Origin of the sequence: Myceligenerans salitolerans (assembly GCF_017349295.1) — a bacterium.
GTDB lineage: Bacteria > Actinomycetota > Actinomycetes > Actinomycetales > Cellulomonadaceae > Myceligenerans > Myceligenerans salitolerans.
Map to the genome: position 1 here is coordinate 244598 of NZ_JAFMPK010000044.1, position 15547 is coordinate 260144.

Consider the following 15547-nt stretch of genomic DNA (forward strand, 5'->3'; position numbering starts at 1 on the left):
CCCCACCCCTCGTCGACACGCACCGGGCGGGTCGATCGGTCAGTGGTCGGTCACGGGCCTCAGATGCGGTTCCAGCGCTGGTTGCTCCCGCCGTGGCAGCTATAGAGCTGCACCGGCGAACCGTTCTCGCTGCTCCACACGTCGAGGCACACGTTGTGCTGACGGTTGCGGATCACACCGTTGGACTCGCGGGTCCACTTCTGGTTCTGGCTGCCGCTGCACGAATAGACCTGCAACCGTGTCCCGTTCGAACCCGACGGGGCGTCGAGGCACTTTCCGCGGACGGTGATCTCACCGGACGAGGTGAAGGAGAACCGCTGGTTCTCCCCCTGGTAGCAGGAGTAGGTCTGCAGTTCTGTCCCGTCGGCGGTATTGCCTCCCGGCAGATCCAGGCACTTGCCGGTCTCGGCGTTCTGCAGGCGGGTGACGTCTCCACCGCCGCCACCGCCACCGCCGTCACCGCCGCCGTCGCCACCGCCCGGGTTGCCGCCGGAACCCTCGCCGACCGTCACGTTCGAGCTGCCGCTTGACTGATAGCCCTCGGTCGCCATGATCTGGTAGTAGTGGTTGCCCAGGTTGAGGCCGTTCTGAGCCCAGGCGTTCACATGGTTCTGGAACGTGATCGTGCCGCTCGTGCGCTTGGACGTCCGGACGCTCCAGTACTGGTAGAACGTCGCGGTGCCGTCGATCGAGGGCTGGTTGACCCGCTGGGTGCGGTAGATGTCGTAGGTGCCGCCGTCGCTGTTGACGGTGCCGTAGTAGTTGGCGTCGCCCGGCGGCCGCCACGAGCCCCACGACTCGATGACGTAGTACTCGACGAGCGGGCTCCGCGTCCATCCGTACAGCGTGAGGTACGAGTTCCCGCTCGGGTTGTACTGGGCCGAGTAGTTCACCACGCGGTTGTTGGTGCCCGGGTTCCAGCCCTTGCCGGCCACGAAGTTGTTGGTACCGCTCCACTGCGTCGAGTAGTTGCCCCCGGATCCCAGGTTCATGGTGACGCTGCCCTGGGTGTCGGTCCAGAAGGAGTAGAAGTACCCGCCGTGGTTGCCCTCCTGGTTGGTGTCGATCGCCGCGGCGGGGTTGCCGGCGGTCACGACGAGCGTGAGCGCGGCGGCCGCGCTCGCGAGGACCTGGGCCAGACGACGGTGCCGTCGTGGCCCGGATCGTGTTTTGGTAAACGATTTCGACATAGTCTGCACTCCCTCGTGCGGTCGATGGTGAATCGGCGGGGCGGCGCCCGCGAACGGCATTCTTGAAGTGGCTTGATGGCGATGTCAACGTTTCAAACGTTTAAGCAAATCTTTTCGATAGTTTCGCCTACTTTCGCGATGGGCACGCGGAGTGCCGGATCCACGGGCTGACGTCCGATCGGTACGCCGGGCCCTTCTGTCAGCCTGGAGTGGCAGGCTGTGTCCATGAGCCTGATGCTGCTCGACACGGCCTCCCTGTACTTCCGCGCCTTCTTCGGCGTGCCCGATTCACTGCGGTCACCGGAGGGTGAGCCCGTCAACGCCGTCCGCGGGCTGCTCGACACGATCGCGTGGCTGATCACGGAACACCGGCCGGAGCGAATGGTGGCCTGCTGGGACGACGACTGGCGCCCCGCGTTCCGGGTGGAGGCGATCCCGTCGTACAAGGCCCACCGCGTCGCGGACGAGGCGGTGGGCAGCGAAGTGGTACCCGAGGCACTGGCCCCGCAGGTCCCGGTGATCGCGGAGGTGCTCGCGGCACTCGGGATCGCCCGGGTCGGTGCACCCGGCTACGAGGCCGACGACGTGATCGGCACCCTGACCGACCGCGAGGTGCACCGTGCGCGCACCACGCCCGGTTCCTCGCCGTCCCGCGTCGACATCGTCACCGGCGACCGTGATCTCTTCCAGCTCGTCGACGACGACGCGGGCGTCCGTGTGCTCTACCCCGCACGCGGGGTGCGCGACCCCGATGCGGTCGACCAGGCGAAGCTCGCCGAGAAGTACGGGGTGCCCACCGGGCAGGCCTACGCGGACCTGGCGACGCTCCGCGGGGACCCGTCCGACGGCCTGCCGGGCGTGGCCGGTATCGGCGAGAAGACCGCCGCCAAGCTGCTCTCCCGGTACGGCGACCTGTCCGGAATCCTGCGCGCCCGCGACGACGAGTCCGACAAGGGCCTCACCGCCACCCAGCGCAGGCGGCTCGTGGAGGCCGCCGACTACCTGGCGGTCGCCCCCACGGTGGTCCGGGTGGCTCGCGACGCCCCGCTCCCGGTGTTCGACGACGCCCTGCCCGCCGCCCCGGCCGACGACGGGCGGCTCCAGTCCCTCACCGAGCGCTGGGGCCTCCGGTCGAGCGTCAACCGGGTCCGCGAGGCCCTCGCCGGGCGCGTCCCTGCCACGTAGCGGCGGCTCACGGGCGCACGCCGGCGCCGCGGGCATCCGCCTTCCCGTCGCGGAAGGGGCGGGTGCGGCCCCGCCGCTCCCGTGGTCCGGGAGGGTGCGGCCTCGCCATCCGACGGCCCCGCCGCTCCCGTCAGGAGAGACGCGGCCTCGTCATCGGCGGGCGTGCGCCCCGGACCGGAGCCGCTCGGCGGCTGACTCGTAGCGATCGATGACGATCCCGACGAGGCGGTCGTCGGACACCTCCGGGAGCGCCAGCGGGGCCGTCACGGCATCGGCCCCCGCCTCCAGGACACGGTCGTGGAAGTATCCCGGCGCGAGCAGATAGGACGCGACGACCACACGCCCTGCGGTGCCGACCGGGCCGGCACGCTCCGCGGCGACCGCGGCCGGGACGCGCGGCTGGGAGCCCGCACCGTACGACGGCGTCACCGGCCGCCCGAGTCGCGCCGCCAGCCCTGCCGCGACCTCCTCGACCGCGAGGGCCGCCGCGGGGACGGAGGAACCGGCTGCGGCCAGCACCACGGCGTCGTCCGGGCGCAGGCCCGCACCACCGTCGAGCTGCGCGAGCCGGTCCGCCAGCAGATCGACGAGTCGGGGATCAGGGCCGAGCGGCTCGGCGGCCAGCGCCGCGTCACCGTGTACGGCGACCGCCCGCGCGATGTCGTGCCGCACGTGGTAGCCCGTCGACAGCAGCAGGGGGACGACGACACCGGCGCCGGCGTCGGTCACCGCTCCGCCCAGCACGTCCTCGACCTCGGGCGTCTGCACGTCGACGAACGCCTCGCGAACATCGAGGTCCGGGCGCGCCGCACGCACGCCGTCCAGCAGTGCGCGCACGGCGGCGCGCCCCGCGGCGTCGTCCGTCCCGTGGGAGGTTCCCACCAGTACTGGCGCCATGTCGATCGTCCCCTTCGTCCTCCGCTACGTCCGCCGCCCGCACTGCCTGCACCGCCCACGCCGATGCGGCCGGCCGGGTGCCGAGCGGCCGGCGACCGCTCGGCACCGGGCCGGCCGTCGGCGGGACCGACGGCGCCCTTCACCTATTCCGGTCAGCCGGTGTTCTGCAGACCCGCCGAGACACCGTTGACCGTCAGGAGCAGCAGGTGCTGCAGCCGGCCACGGTAGGCCCCGTCGACCGTCGAGTCGCCGTCGGCTCCCGTCCGCAGGCCCCGCAGCGCACGGACCTGCAGCAAGGACAGGGCATCCACGTACGGCGACCGCACCTGCACGGCGCGGCCCAGTACCCGGCGGTCCGCCAGCGGGTACGCGTTGCCCGAGATCTTCAGCACCCACTCGCGCGTGAGGCGGAGCTCGTCGAGCACCATCCGCGCGAGGTCGTCCCGGTCGCCGAGGGCGAGGTGCATCTCCGCGATGCGCTCGTCCGTCTTGGCGAGCGACATCTCGACGTTGTCCAGCAGCGTCGCGAACAGTGGCCAGCGGGAGCGGGCCTCGCGGAGCCGCTCGAGCCCGCCGTCGGGCGCCTCGCCGTACTCCTTCAGGGCCGTCCCCAGTCCGTACCAGCCGGCGAGGTTGATCCGCGCCTGCGACCAGGAGAAGACCCACGGGATGGCGCGCAGGTCGTCGAGGCTGTTGACGGACAGGCCACGCTTCGCGGGTCGGGATCCGATCGGCAGCATCCCGACCTCCTCCAGCGGCGTGACCTGTGCGAACCACTGCGGGAAGCCGTCGGACCTCACGAGCTCGTGGAACCTCGTCCGGGACGCGGCGTCGAGACGCTCGGCGAGGCCGGTGAACTCGGCCCCCGCGTCCGCGTTCCGCTTCTCCACCGACGGGGCCGACGCCAGCAGCGTCGCCGCCGCGACCTGTTCGATGTGCCGGGCCGCGATGACCGGGTCGCCGTAGCGCGCCAGGATGACCTCACCCTGCTCGGTCAGCTTGAACCGGCCGTCCACCGAGTGCGGCGGCTGCGCCAGGACGGCACGGTTGGCGGGGCCGCCACCACGGCCGAGCGCACCGCCACGGCCGTGGAACAACGTGAGCGTGATGTTGTGCCGCTGCGCCCATTCCGCGATCCGCGACTGTGCCTGGTCGGTCGCGAGAGTGGCGGAGACGGGGCCGACGTCCTTCGACGAGTCGGAGTACCCGAGCATCACCTCGACCCGGCGGCCGTTGTCCGCCAGGCGCTTCTGCACGGCGGGCAGCGTCAGCATCGACTCCAGGATGTCCACGGAGTTGCGCAGGTCGGCAAAGGTCTCGAACAGCGGGATCGCGTCGATCACGGGGATGTCGTCCGATTCGGCGAACGCGAGAGCCGCCAGCTCGTACACGGCCGCCAGGTGCTCCGGCTCCTGCGTGAAGGAGACGATGTAGCGCCGGGCGGCCTGCTTGCCGAACCGCTTCTGGACGGCACCGAGCGCGCGGAAGGTGTCGAGCACCTCGGTGGTGCGCTCGCTCAGCTCGCCGTGGACGCCCTTCTCGCGGATCTCCTCGAGCGCCGCGGCGTGCACCTGGGAGTGCTGCCGTACCTCGAGTTCCGCGAGGTGGAAGCCGAACGTCTGCACCTGCCACACGAGCCGCTGCAGGTCACCGTAGGCCGCACGGGGCGCGCCCGCCGCGACGAGGGAGTCCTGCACGACGCGCAGGTCCTGCTCCAGCTCGTCGACGTCGGCGTAGGCGAGATCGGCGTCGCGGGTGCGCGTCGCCGCGATCCGCTCCGCGATGGCGAGCATCGCCGCACGGTGCGGCTCGCGGGGCGAGGCGGCCGCGGCCCTCTCGGCCAGTTCGTCGGACAGCTGCTTCTGGCGTAGCAGCAGGCCGTTCAGCTCGGACGACGGCGCGGTGTCGCCCTCGTCGAGGGTGAGGCGCCGGCCGGCCTCGACGGCGACACGTTCCAGCGCGCCGAGGGCGTGCTCGGAGGCGAGCGTGGCCGCCTTGCGGGTCACCTCCGCGGTGACGTTGGGGTTCCCGTCGCGGTCACCGCCGATCCAGGACCCCAGCCGCACGAACGGCTTCGCGACCGGCGCCACCCGTCCGGCGTCCTCGGCGAGGAGCCAGTCGTCGAGGCGTCGGTACACGTCCGGGAAGACGTCCACCATGACGGCGTCGAAGACGCCCATGATCGTCTTGACCTCGTCCAGCACCGAGGGCTTGGACTGCCGGATCGGGGAGGTGCGCCACATCGTGTCGATCTCGGCGAGAAGCTTCCGCTCGTTCTCGGCGCGGGACACTCCTCCGAGGCGCTGTTCGTCCCGCTCGGCGAGCAGGCCGCCGATGCGCCGGATCGTGCCGCTGATGGCGCGGCGGCGGGCCTCCGTCGGGTGAGCCGTCAGAACCGGACGGAACTCGAGCTCGTCGAGGCGGCGCAGGGCCTCGTCCCGTCCGACCTCCTCGGTGAGCTGAGCGAACGCTTCCGGAAGCGTCCCCTCCAGGACGGCGGGACCGCTGGCGGTCTGCGCCTCACGGGTGCGCAGCACCCGCACCCGGTGGAACTCCTCGGCGAGGTTCGCGAGGTGGAAGTAGCAGGTGAAGGCTCGGGCGACCTGTTCGGCGCGTTCCAGCGTGAAACCGTCGACCAGCGCGGCCGCCTCGGCGAGCGCGCCGTCGTGACCGTTCCCGTAGGCGTCGATGGTCAGCTCGCGCAGGCGTTCCACGTCGTCGAGCAGCTCCTGCCCGCCGGCCTCGCGGAGGATGTCGCCGAGGAGGCCACCGAGCAGTCGGACGTCGTCGCGCAGCGGGTCGGGAATCTCGTGACGTGCCGAGCCGCGGGCAGTCGTTGTGTCACTCACGATCTAGAGACTATTGGTAACAGGCGTTGAGACGAACTTTGCGTCCGAACCCCGAACGGTCACGAACCGCTCCGCAGGTGGATCTGCTCCCGCAGGGTGAGTTCGGACCACCGTCGCGCCTGCGGTACCCGTTGTATGAGGATCTCGCCCGGTTCCGCGCCCGACGGCGGCTGCGGCTCGATCCCGAGGACATCGGCGGTGAGCAGCGGGCCCAGGTCGACCGATGTGAGGGATCCCACGTCCACCACGGGGACCTGGTAGGTGCGGAACGGGCCGAGCGGCGGCACCTGGTCCCGGGCGAGCGCCTGGGCGGTGATCGCCTCGAGGTCGGCGCCGTCCAGGTGCGGGGTCTGGTCGAGCACGAAACCGGCGGCGTAGAGACGTGCGTCCTCGCCGTCGCCCGCCGAGGCCCAGGCGACCACCTTCCAGAACATCCGGGGGATCGCCACGCCACGGTAGACCGGGTCGTCGTCGTCGAGAACGGGGCCGGTGAACACCACGATCCGGTGGTCATGGGAGTCCGCGTACTCCAGGACGTGGTCCTCGAGCCCGTTCCACAGGTCCTTCGACTGGTTGAACGCGTCCACCTGCGGTGCCGCGTTGGTGAAGGTGAACGTGTCCCTGTTGGCCTGTTCCGCGGACGCCATGTCACCCCAGACCGGGTCGAGCCTGCGCACGAGATGTCCACGGTCCAGCGCGTTGTTCTCGTACAGTCTCTTGCCCGCCTGCTCAGCGGCCGGGACACGCGTGTCGAGCCGCCAGCCGCCCGTGCGCGGCAGATCCACCAGCTTGCCGCCGTCGACGACGCAGGCGGTCACCGACGCGAGGCGACGCACGGGATCCAGCAGCACGGTGAAGTGCGTGTAGTCGAGCCGCCGGGTCTCCTGGGCGGGTACGGGAAGCGGGACGGTGAGGCCCCCGGGGCCGAGGAACTCGGCGTCGTATCCGGTCACGGGCGACATCGTAGGAGGTCGTCCCGGAGGGTTCCGTGGTCACGTCGGTCCGTGCTCCCGCGCGTCCGCAACGACCACCGGCCGCGGCGAGCTGCGGTCGGCACGATGCGGGAGCGGCGGGCCGTGCGACGACGAGCGGCGGGCCGTGCGACGAAGCGGACGGCCGCTGGGTCCCGGCGCGTGTCGGTCTCACCTCCTAGGGTGGGCACATGGTGAAGATCGGCGCGCACGTGCCCCTGACCGAAGCCGTGTCCGAGGCGAAGAAGCTCGGGGCGGACCAGGTCCAGGTGTTCCTGAGCAACCCGCAGCAGTGGAAGATCGCCCCTGACCTCGGGTACGAGGGCGGCCCCGAGGCGTTCCGGGCCGATGTCGAGTCGGCCGGGCTGGACGTGTACGTGCACGCCCCGTACATCGTCAACGTCGCGAGCACGAACAACCGCATCCGGATCCCGAGTCGCAAGCTGCTGCAGACCACGATGGACCGTGCGGCCGAGGTCGGGGCCCGCGGCGTCGTCGTGCACGGCGGGAACATCGCGGCCGGCGACGACCCTGCCAAGGGCTTCGACAACTGGCGCAAGGCGGTCGACGCGCTCGAGACCGACGTCCCCGTGCTGGTGGAGAACACCGCCGGAGGGGAGAACTCCATGGCTCGCCGGCTCGAGCGCATCGAGCAGCTCTGGGCGGCGATCCAGCAGGCCGACGGATCCGAGGTGGTCGGCTTCTGCCTCGACACCTGCCATGCCTGGGCGGGTGGGCTCGATCTGGCCGAGGCCGCCGGCCAGATCCGCGCGATCACGGGACGGATCGACCTGGTGCATGCCAACGACTCCCGCGACCAGGCCGGCTCGGGTGCGGACCGGCACACCAACCTCGGGCACGGCAGCATCCCGGAGCAGGAGCTCGTGGCCGTGATCGCGGCGGCCGGAGCGCCGGTGATCTGCGAGACCAAGGGGGACATGGCCCCGGACATCGCCTGGCTTCGCGAGCGGTTGCCCGGCTGAGGGCTCCGGCCCCCGGGCCGGCACGTCACGCTCCATCGATGTTCCCGGCGGCTGCACCGGGCCGCACCTACCCACGCGGGTCCCGGCCCGCGATGATGGGGACATGGGCCGGCCCGGGAGCACGGACCGCGTCGTCTTCGAGCTGGAGGACGACGGCTCGTCCGCGCCGGCCGACCGCCCCGGCGTGGTGAGCGAGGAGCAGGACGGGACGGGCCCGGCGCGGCCTTCCGCACCGTACCGGCCGCGGTGGCCGCGGCGACGGTGGTTGCTGGTGGCAGCGGTGGTGCTCGGGCTCGCGGTGGTCGTAGCGGTCGACGAGGCGCACGAACACCGGGAACGGACCGTCCGTCTGGCGGCCGCACCCGGTGGTGTCCTCTCTCTGGAGAACCCGCCGAGGGAGCGCTGGCGTGTTCCGGCCGCGACCGGGCCGTGGCCGTCGGCGGAACTGGTGGTCGCGACGGTGCGCGGCGACGTCGTCGGCCTGGATCCCCGGTCGGGTGAGGTGGTCGCGGACTTCGGGCCCGCCGTGACCACCCGCTGCGGTCCGGAGGTGGGCCGCCCGAAGACCCCGGTGTGCGTGCCCCCCGAGGACGACCCGGAGCGGGTCCCGGGGCCGGGCGGCACGTACCTGACGGCGGAGCGGATCGGGCCGGAGCCGGGTGACTCGCCGGTCAGCTCGTCGTGCGAGGGCGGCGTGTGCCAGTGGTTCGGTGCGATCACGGACGCGCGTGACGTGCGGGTGGAGGCCGCGGACGCCGCCACCGGCACCGTGCGGTGGCGGCGCACCATCGAGTTCCGGACGGTGGGCCGTGCGGAGCGCTGCGCCGACGGCGACGCGCTCGACCTGGAGTCCGTCACGCTCGCCACGACCGCGCACACCGTGCTGGTGGAGGGATGCGGGATCGACGCCTGGGTGGCCGCGAACGGGCGCGTGCTGGAGCGCGCGCGATCGGTGCGCGGCGACGTCGAGGTCCTGGCGCGCCCCGACGGCGGCTATCGCGCCTGGGCCCGTGCGGGCGCCATCGGCACCGGTCTGACGTTGATGTTCGCGCCGGACGGGGAAGGACGGCGCGACGCGTCCGGGGCGGTACTGGATCCTGTCGCCACGGACGGGTCCGGCGGGGCGGTCACCCTGGTCCAGCGGGGTGCACGGTTGCTGCGCGTGGGAGAGGAGGGCCGGATCCTCTGGGATGTCGAGCAGACCGCGGAACTGTTCCTGGCGCGGACGCAACGGGAGGGGGTGCTGCTCGGCGGCGACGGCGTGGCGACCGGGATCGAGCTGGCCTCGGGTGCGGCGGTGTGGCGGACCGAGGTCGGTACGCCGGCCGGCGGGGCGTGGAACGGCTACGAGCACGAGGTGTCGTTCACCGACGGGAGGCGGGTGATGATCCTGGTCGAGAAGCCGGAGGGCGGTACCCGCGCCGTCACCCTCGACGTACGGTCGGGCGAGGAACGATGGACATGGGACGTACCTGCCGGGTGGGAGCTGCGGGCCGTCGGGGGCAGACTGGTCGCGGAGACGAACGACGGTCTGGTCGGGATGAGCTGACCGTTCTCCCAGCGTGCTGTCACTTTCGCCGGATAGATTCTCCGGCAGTGATGGTTCACGTGAAACGTTCACGGCGAGGGAGCCCCACGTGGAGAGACGGCGGCCGGAACAGATCGTCTTCGACCTGGTCGAGGGCGAGCACGAGATCGACGGGACCGGCCACGACGGCCGTGAGCAGGGGAGCCCCCGGCGGTCGGCGGGCGGTGAGCTCCTGCGTGACCTCGGGTCGTCGGTCCTCGCCGGCGTGGTGGCGGCCCGCGGCTGGGTGTCGCGGCATCGAGTGGTGAGTCTCGTCGTGACGGGCGTCGCCGCCGCCGTCGTGCTCGCGGCGGCGGCACTCGACACCGTCCGGGAACACGAACGGGTCGACCTGCTGCGGACGGCGCCCGGGGGTGTGGAGTCGCTGGCCGAGCCTCCGCTCGAGACCTGGCGGTACGCGCCCCGGGGCGACACCAACCTCGTCGACCGTTACGGACTCGGCACGGGGAGCGTCGTCCTGGGCCGCAACGTCGTGTTCCTCGACGGCGAGCAGAGCGGCATGAACCGCTCCCGCCTCGACGCTCCGGACGAGCGCGTGCGCTGGAGCGACGCCGACCTGGTCGCCGTGGACCCGCGCTCCGGCGCCGAAGCCTGGCGGGTGCCCCTCGGTACCGATCCGGAGTGCACGCCTCCGGAGGCCGGCGGGACGTCCCGTGTGCTGAACGAGATCACCTGCTTGGTGGGGCCGGCCGGCGAACGCCACGCGGTGACCGTGACGGGCGACGGCGACGCCACCGGACCGCGGCGGCTGGCTCCCGTGGACGACGCACGCGACACGCTGCTGCCCGTGGGGGGCGGACTGATCCTCCGGGCTCGGGTCACCGGAGACGTACCCGATCTCGACTGTTCCGGGGCGGAGGTCGTTCCGCACGGCTGCCGGGTGTCGGGTGGTCCGCCCGACCGCGAACTCGTCGTGCGTGCGGAGGCCGCGAGCACAGGCGAGGTGGCCTGGCGGAAGGCGGTGCCCTGGAACGGCGACCTCGGCGACTGCCACGAACAGGTGGCCGGCGACGAGGGCACCGGGGACCTCGCCCGGCGCCTCACCGAGCCGGACCTGCCGGCGGTGACGGTCTGGGCGTCCGTGGTCACGGTGCGCACCTGCGGCATCGCAGCCGCCTTCCTGGCGGACGGGACGATGTTCGCCGGGGGCGACCTGGTGATCGGCGGGCACGTGGCCTCGGGTGACCGCCTCGTCGGCGAGCAGTCCTACGATCCCGAGACCGGCGAGATCTCCACGACGGTGCGGACCACCGACGGGCAGGAGGTGCTGACAACGGACGGGTGGGTCATGGAGAACCGGGCCACCGACGGCACGCCGTCGGACCTGATCGTGATCGGAGCCGGCCAGAACGGCTGGACGCGGGCCTATCGTCAGGACGGGACCCTGGTCTGGGAGTCGCAGGACCCGGGCCAGTTCATCGCCCGCGCCGGAAGCATCGGCGTCTTCGAGCGGCCTTCCCTGACGTGGCTCGGGATCGACCTGCGCACAGGGCGCGACCTCTGGGAGCGGGACGGTACGGCCGACGGCCCCGGTGGTGCGAGAACGGCGTTCACGGACGGATCGGCCCTGACGCTCGTCACGGTGCCGACGGGTCTCACGACGGTGGTCGACGACGACGGCACCGTGGTGTCCCGGGACACCGGCCGAGCCCAGCTCGTCACGATCGACGTCGGCAGCGGCCGGACACGCTGGACCCTGGAGCACGAGGACACCACCTGGTTCTCCGCCGACGGCCGCCTGCTGTCCGTGGCGGACGACGGCGCTCTGGTCGGCCACGGCTGAGCCGCACGGCCGAGGTGCCGCACGCCACCGCGGACGGCGCGGGCCGGCCGAGGCCGGCTGGCCCGCGCCGCCGGGTCACCCCGTCACAGGGACCAGACGGACATCCACCTGGGCGATGCCGTCGGGCACGTCCGTCAGCTCGACGCCGACCTCTCCGTCCACGGAGAACGGGTCGGCACCGTGAACGAGGTCGGCGAGGACGACACGCTCCTCCCCGTCACAGACGAGCGGCGCGGACGGTCCGGTCTGCCCGTTCCACACCCCGCGCACCGTGGTCACGACCCGGTCCGTGCCGTCCTGCGGCGCGCCCGTCGCGGTGCAGCGGCCCCGCACCTCGAAGGGCGTCCCTCCGGTCGCAAGCCGTTCCGCCGTGTCCAGGGCCCCCAGGTAGGAGACCCAGCGCTGCCGCTCGCCGGTACGGTCCAGGACCACGCTGTTGACTCCGCGCTGCGCGGCGATGTCCTCGTCCGGCCCCGCCGGGAGATCGATCGGCTCGGCCACCTCGGCCCCGCCGTCGGCAGTGCTCGGCTCACCGTCGGAGATCACCACCTGCTGGGTGTCGCCGGCGATCAAGGCGCTGTCGGCGTACCGGATGGTCATCGCGCGCACCTCGTAGGAGCCGTCCGGAAGCCTGCCGTCCGTGCCCTCCGCGGCGCACGCGCTGGTGCCGGTGGCGGATGCCTCGGTGACGGCCGAGGCGCTCTCCGCGTTCCCGAACGCCCACGGGTCCCACCCGCCGACGTCGACGACCGTGCCGTCGGCGTCCGTCCAGACGAGCGTCGGCCAGTTCAGGTCGTCCGCCGCCGCGTCACGGCCGTCGGCGCCGACCGCGCTGACCGCCACCGACTGGGTGTACGTCCACGTCCCGTCGCCGTGCGCCGCCGTCGTACGGAGCGGGCCGTCCGAGCGCAGAGCGAGGTCGCGGGCGACGTCGACCTCCGACCAGGAAACGCCGCAGCTCAGGGTCGTGCCGGCGAGCAGGTCGGGCTGGTGGCCCTCGTCGAGCACGAGTTCCGGGGCCCGCACGGTCGGCTCGGGTTCGGGCGCCGCCGGTTGCGACGCCGACACCGACGGGTTCCCCGGCAGCACCGGCGACGCGTCGTTCAGCGGCGCGAGCTGCGGCACGCCGAAGGCCAGCACGCCGGCGACGGCCAGCGCCCCGCCGCCGGCGGCGCCCACCTTCACGGTCCGGCGGCGCCGCACGCGGCCTGCCATGAGGCCGAGCGTGGCGGCGGGTCCGCTCGGGGAGCAGGGATCGACGCCCTGCGCCATGGCGGTGAGGGTCTCGGCCAGGACTCGGCTCCCGTCCGGGTCGATCCAGCCGTGGTCGGGGGTCCGGTCGCTCTCGTGGCTCATCGGTGGCCTCCTTCGGCCGCGCTCGTCGTCGGTTCCAGCACGCCCCGCAGGACGCGCATGCTGTCGTGCAGGTAACGCTTCACCGTTCCCGGCGCCGTGCCGAGCGTCTCCGCGACCTGGGAGATCGTCATGTCCTCGAAGTAGCGCAGGACGACGGCGGAACGCTGCCGGGGCGTGAGCTCGTTCAGTGCCTGCACCACGTCGGCACGGGCGGTGATGCCCGAGTCGGGGAAGCGCACGTGCGTGGGATCCGCGATCCGCGGTTCCAGCGCGGTCCAGCGCTTCTTCCGCCGCCAGCCGTCCAGGTAGAGGTTGAGGATCGTCCGCCGCACGAACGCCTCGGTCTTCTCGATCCGGGCCGGTGGTTCGGAGAACTCGGCGGCCGTGCCGTCCAACGGGACGGTGCGCATCCGCGGGTCACCGGACGCCTGTCCGCCGCGCACGGCGCGCGGCTTGACGAGTCGCGAGCAGTACCGCACGAGTGCCTCCTGGACGAGGTCCTCGGCCTGCCGCACGTCGCCGCAGAGCGTGTACGCGTAACCGGTCAGCGCGCTGCCGCGGTCCCGCGCGAGCGTTTCCAGTTCGTCATGCCACCCCATCGCGGGCTCCCATCCCTGGCTTCATGACCCTCCCGACGAACCCGCCCCGGAAAGGGTTGTGCGGACCGGGCCGGGACGGCGGCGGGAGACCGTGGACGGGCCGAGCTAGGACTCGGTCGTGAGACCCGCGACTCCGGTGTCCGTCACCTGAACCAGGCGCCCGTCGATACTCGCGATCTGCGCGTACGGCGCGTCCTGGTCCACGTCCCAGACCACCCTCCCCGTGCTCAGGTTCAGACCGACGAGCCGGAGCTGGCCTTCACCACCGGTCGACGGGCCGTCGAGCACCAGCATCGCCGAACGGCCGTCGGTGTACGCGCCGAAGACCGCGCTGCCGGCGACGGCGGCGGCATCCTCGCCGAGCGGATCGGCGGTCCAGCGACGTTCACCGGTGCCGACGTCGAAGGCCATGACCTGGCCGTCCTCGGTGAGTGCCACGGCCAGGCCGGCCGTTCGCACCAGGACGTCCCTGGCGGCCATCCGCTCCGGAACGGGTACCGGACCGAGCTCCGGGTCGTCGGTCGCCCACGGCACGAGCACCTCCGCGCCCGGGTCGGCGGGGGCCGGCGCGCCGTCGGCGGTCCGGAAGCGTGCGGAGATCCCGCACGCGGAAGCAGCGATGCGGCGTTCGTCGGCCGACCACCTGAGGTCACCGACGACGTCCAGCTCCGGCCCGTCCTCACCCCACATCAGGCACGACGCGCTCTCCAGGTCCGGATCGAACGGGACGGTACGCGGCCCCCAGCGGACGTCTCCCGTCGCGGCGTCCTCGACGCGCACCGTGAGGCCCGGGGCGGACTCGATCGTGCCCTTCAGCGAGGCGACACCGTCGTCGCCCTCGACGACGCGGACGTCACCGGGATCGACGGGGGTCTCGTCACGCGCGAGCACCGCGAGACCGCCGTCCGTCAGCGGGGCGTACACGGGCGCCGTCCCGTCGTCGGCGGCCTCCGCACCCCCTGTCTCGAGTGCACGGCGCTCGACGGCCCCGGACGCGCCGATCACGACGACCTCGGGCGCCGGCCCCTCCGTGACACAGACCAGCGGGTCCGACGGCGCGGCCGTCCGCACCGCGACCGAGCCGACGGCACGTCGTGACGGGCCGCAGCGCACGCCCGCACCGTCGGCCGCGGCCTCCGGTTCCAGGACCTCCACGGCCCACAGCTCCTCGCCCGTGGCGGGATCGAGCCCCAGCACACGGCCACCCGTGGTGACCGCCACGAGATCCCCGACCGGGAGGATCTGCGACGGCACGGCGTCACCGAGATCGAGATCCCATGCCTGCCTGGGCGCCGACGCCAGGGTGAGAACGCCGCCGGGTGCGGCTCGCAGCCGCTCGTCACGCAGGTGCGCCTGCACCAGGAGCCCGCCCGCGACCGCCCCGGCGGCGACGACAGCCGTCCCGCCCAGGAGGAGTGCCCGCGCCTTCCTGCCCGCGGGGAACGCGGAACGGGCGCCCCGGACGGCCGTACCGAGGGCACCGGCGCCACGAGACGCGGTACGCCGGACCGCCGCACCCGTGCGACGGGCGCCGGAGCCGGCGCGGCGGCGCATCCTGCCCAGCGGACCAGGACCGGACTCGTCCGGCGTGTCGGACCCGGAGCGATCCGGTCCCGGCTCGGACGGGTTCTTGATGTGGTCCGGCACGCTGTCGAGCAGCACACCGTCACCGTCGTGCGCGGTGTCCTCCTGCTTGGGCATGGCCCGGAGTTTTCCATACGGGTGGCCCCACGGGCCATGGGGTGTGCTGCCCTGCCGTCCCTCGCGGAGCGGGCGAGACCCGAGCCGCCGCCGGAGTGCGTCGGCCCGGTTCCCGGCGTCCCGGAGCGCAGGGGGCGGGAGCGCTGCTCAGATGCCCCGCTTCGCCGCGGTCTCGACGACGAGGTCCAGCAGGGCGGCGTTGGCGCGGCGCCTACGGTCCTGCGGGTCGCAGGTCAGCGCGTCGCCGGCGTTCCGCCGGTCCCGCGTGCCCCTGTCGTGGTCCCGCTCGGGCGCCCGTGTCCGGGAACGCTCGGGGGCTGGGACGATTGACGTCATCCGGGTTGCGGCATCCATGGTCGGCCTCCTCAGGCAACAGGACCGGGTTGTCGGCCCACGTCCCCATGCTGGAGGCCGGGAGTTTCGCTCGTGTTGCCACGACGGCACA

The 15547-nt window shown here is 72.7% G+C and carries 12 protein-coding genes; 4 read left to right on the forward strand and 8 right to left on the reverse strand.

The window, feature by feature from the left end; genetic code table 11:
• Window positions 1-59: 59 nt before the first annotated feature.
• The gene (locus J0911_RS20810; protein ID WP_207275692.1) at window positions 60-1190 is read right to left on the reverse strand and encodes a glycoside hydrolase family 11 protein; all 1131 of its coding nucleotides are present in this window, start codon (window positions 1188-1190) and stop codon (window positions 60-62) included.
• A gap of 225 nt (window positions 1191-1415) precedes the next feature.
• On the opposite strand from J0911_RS20810, the gene J0911_RS12135 reads away from it, so the two are divergent.
• On the forward strand, window positions 1416-2375 hold the full coding sequence (locus J0911_RS12135) for a 5'-3' exonuclease (protein ID WP_207275693.1): 960 nt from the start codon (window positions 1416-1418) through the stop codon (window positions 2373-2375).
• A gap of 150 nt (window positions 2376-2525) precedes the next feature.
• On the opposite strand, the gene J0911_RS12140 is transcribed toward J0911_RS12135, so the two are convergent.
• The 3 genes from J0911_RS12140 to J0911_RS12150 form a co-directional block, all read right to left on the reverse strand.
• A complete protein-coding gene (locus J0911_RS12140) occupies window positions 2526-3272 on the reverse strand; it encodes a sirohydrochlorin chelatase (protein ID WP_207275694.1) in 747 nt (248 codons plus the stop codon).
• A 152-nt stretch (window positions 3273-3424) separates the two neighbouring features.
• Window positions 3425-6121, reverse strand: coding sequence for a phosphoenolpyruvate carboxylase (locus J0911_RS12145; protein ID WP_207275695.1), 2697 nt, complete (start codon window positions 6119-6121; stop codon window positions 3425-3427).
• Between the two features lie 59 nt (window positions 6122-6180).
• Entirely contained in the window at window positions 6181-7074 is an 894-nt protein-coding gene (locus J0911_RS12150; protein WP_372434873.1) for a DNA/RNA non-specific endonuclease, read from the reverse strand.
• Window positions 7075-7283: 209 nt separating this feature from the next.
• Between J0911_RS12150 and J0911_RS12155 the strand changes: the two genes are divergently transcribed.
• The 3 genes from J0911_RS12155 (at window position 7284) to J0911_RS12165 (ending at window position 11446) form a co-directional block, all read left to right on the forward strand.
• A complete protein-coding gene (locus tag J0911_RS12155) occupies window positions 7284-8075 on the forward strand; it encodes a deoxyribonuclease IV (RefSeq protein WP_207275697.1) in 792 nt (263 codons plus the stop codon).
• Between the two features lie 103 nt (window positions 8076-8178).
• Window positions 8179-9624: a hypothetical protein gene (locus tag J0911_RS12160; RefSeq protein ID WP_207275698.1), complete on the forward strand. Its 1446-nt coding sequence runs from the start codon at window positions 8179-8181 to the stop codon at window positions 9622-9624.
• A gap of 88 nt (window positions 9625-9712) precedes the next feature.
• A complete protein-coding gene (locus J0911_RS12165; RefSeq protein ID WP_207275699.1) occupies window positions 9713-11446 on the forward strand; it encodes a PQQ-binding-like beta-propeller repeat protein in 1734 nt (577 codons plus the stop codon).
• Window positions 11447-11521: 75 nt separating this feature from the next.
• Here J0911_RS12165 and J0911_RS12170 read toward each other — a convergent pair whose 3' ends face one another.
• From J0911_RS12170 to J0911_RS12185, 4 genes are all read right to left on the reverse strand, one after another.
• Entirely contained in the window at window positions 11522-12802 is a 1281-nt protein-coding gene (locus J0911_RS12170) for a hypothetical protein (protein WP_207275700.1), read from the reverse strand.
• Window positions 12799-13401, reverse strand: coding sequence for a sigma-70 family RNA polymerase sigma factor (locus J0911_RS12175; RefSeq protein WP_207275701.1), 603 nt, complete (start codon window positions 13399-13401; stop codon window positions 12799-12801). Before J0911_RS12175 ends, J0911_RS12170 begins: the two co-directional genes overlap by 4 nt.
• Before the next feature lie 105 nt (window positions 13402-13506).
• A complete protein-coding gene (locus J0911_RS12180) occupies window positions 13507-15102 on the reverse strand; it encodes an outer membrane protein assembly factor BamB family protein (RefSeq protein ID WP_207275702.1) in 1596 nt (531 codons plus the stop codon).
• A gap of 147 nt (window positions 15103-15249) precedes the next feature.
• Complete coding sequence (locus J0911_RS12185; RefSeq protein WP_207275703.1) at window positions 15250-15456, reverse strand: hypothetical protein; 207 nt, start codon at window positions 15454-15456, stop codon at window positions 15250-15252.
• Window positions 15457-15547 lie beyond the last annotated feature (91 nt).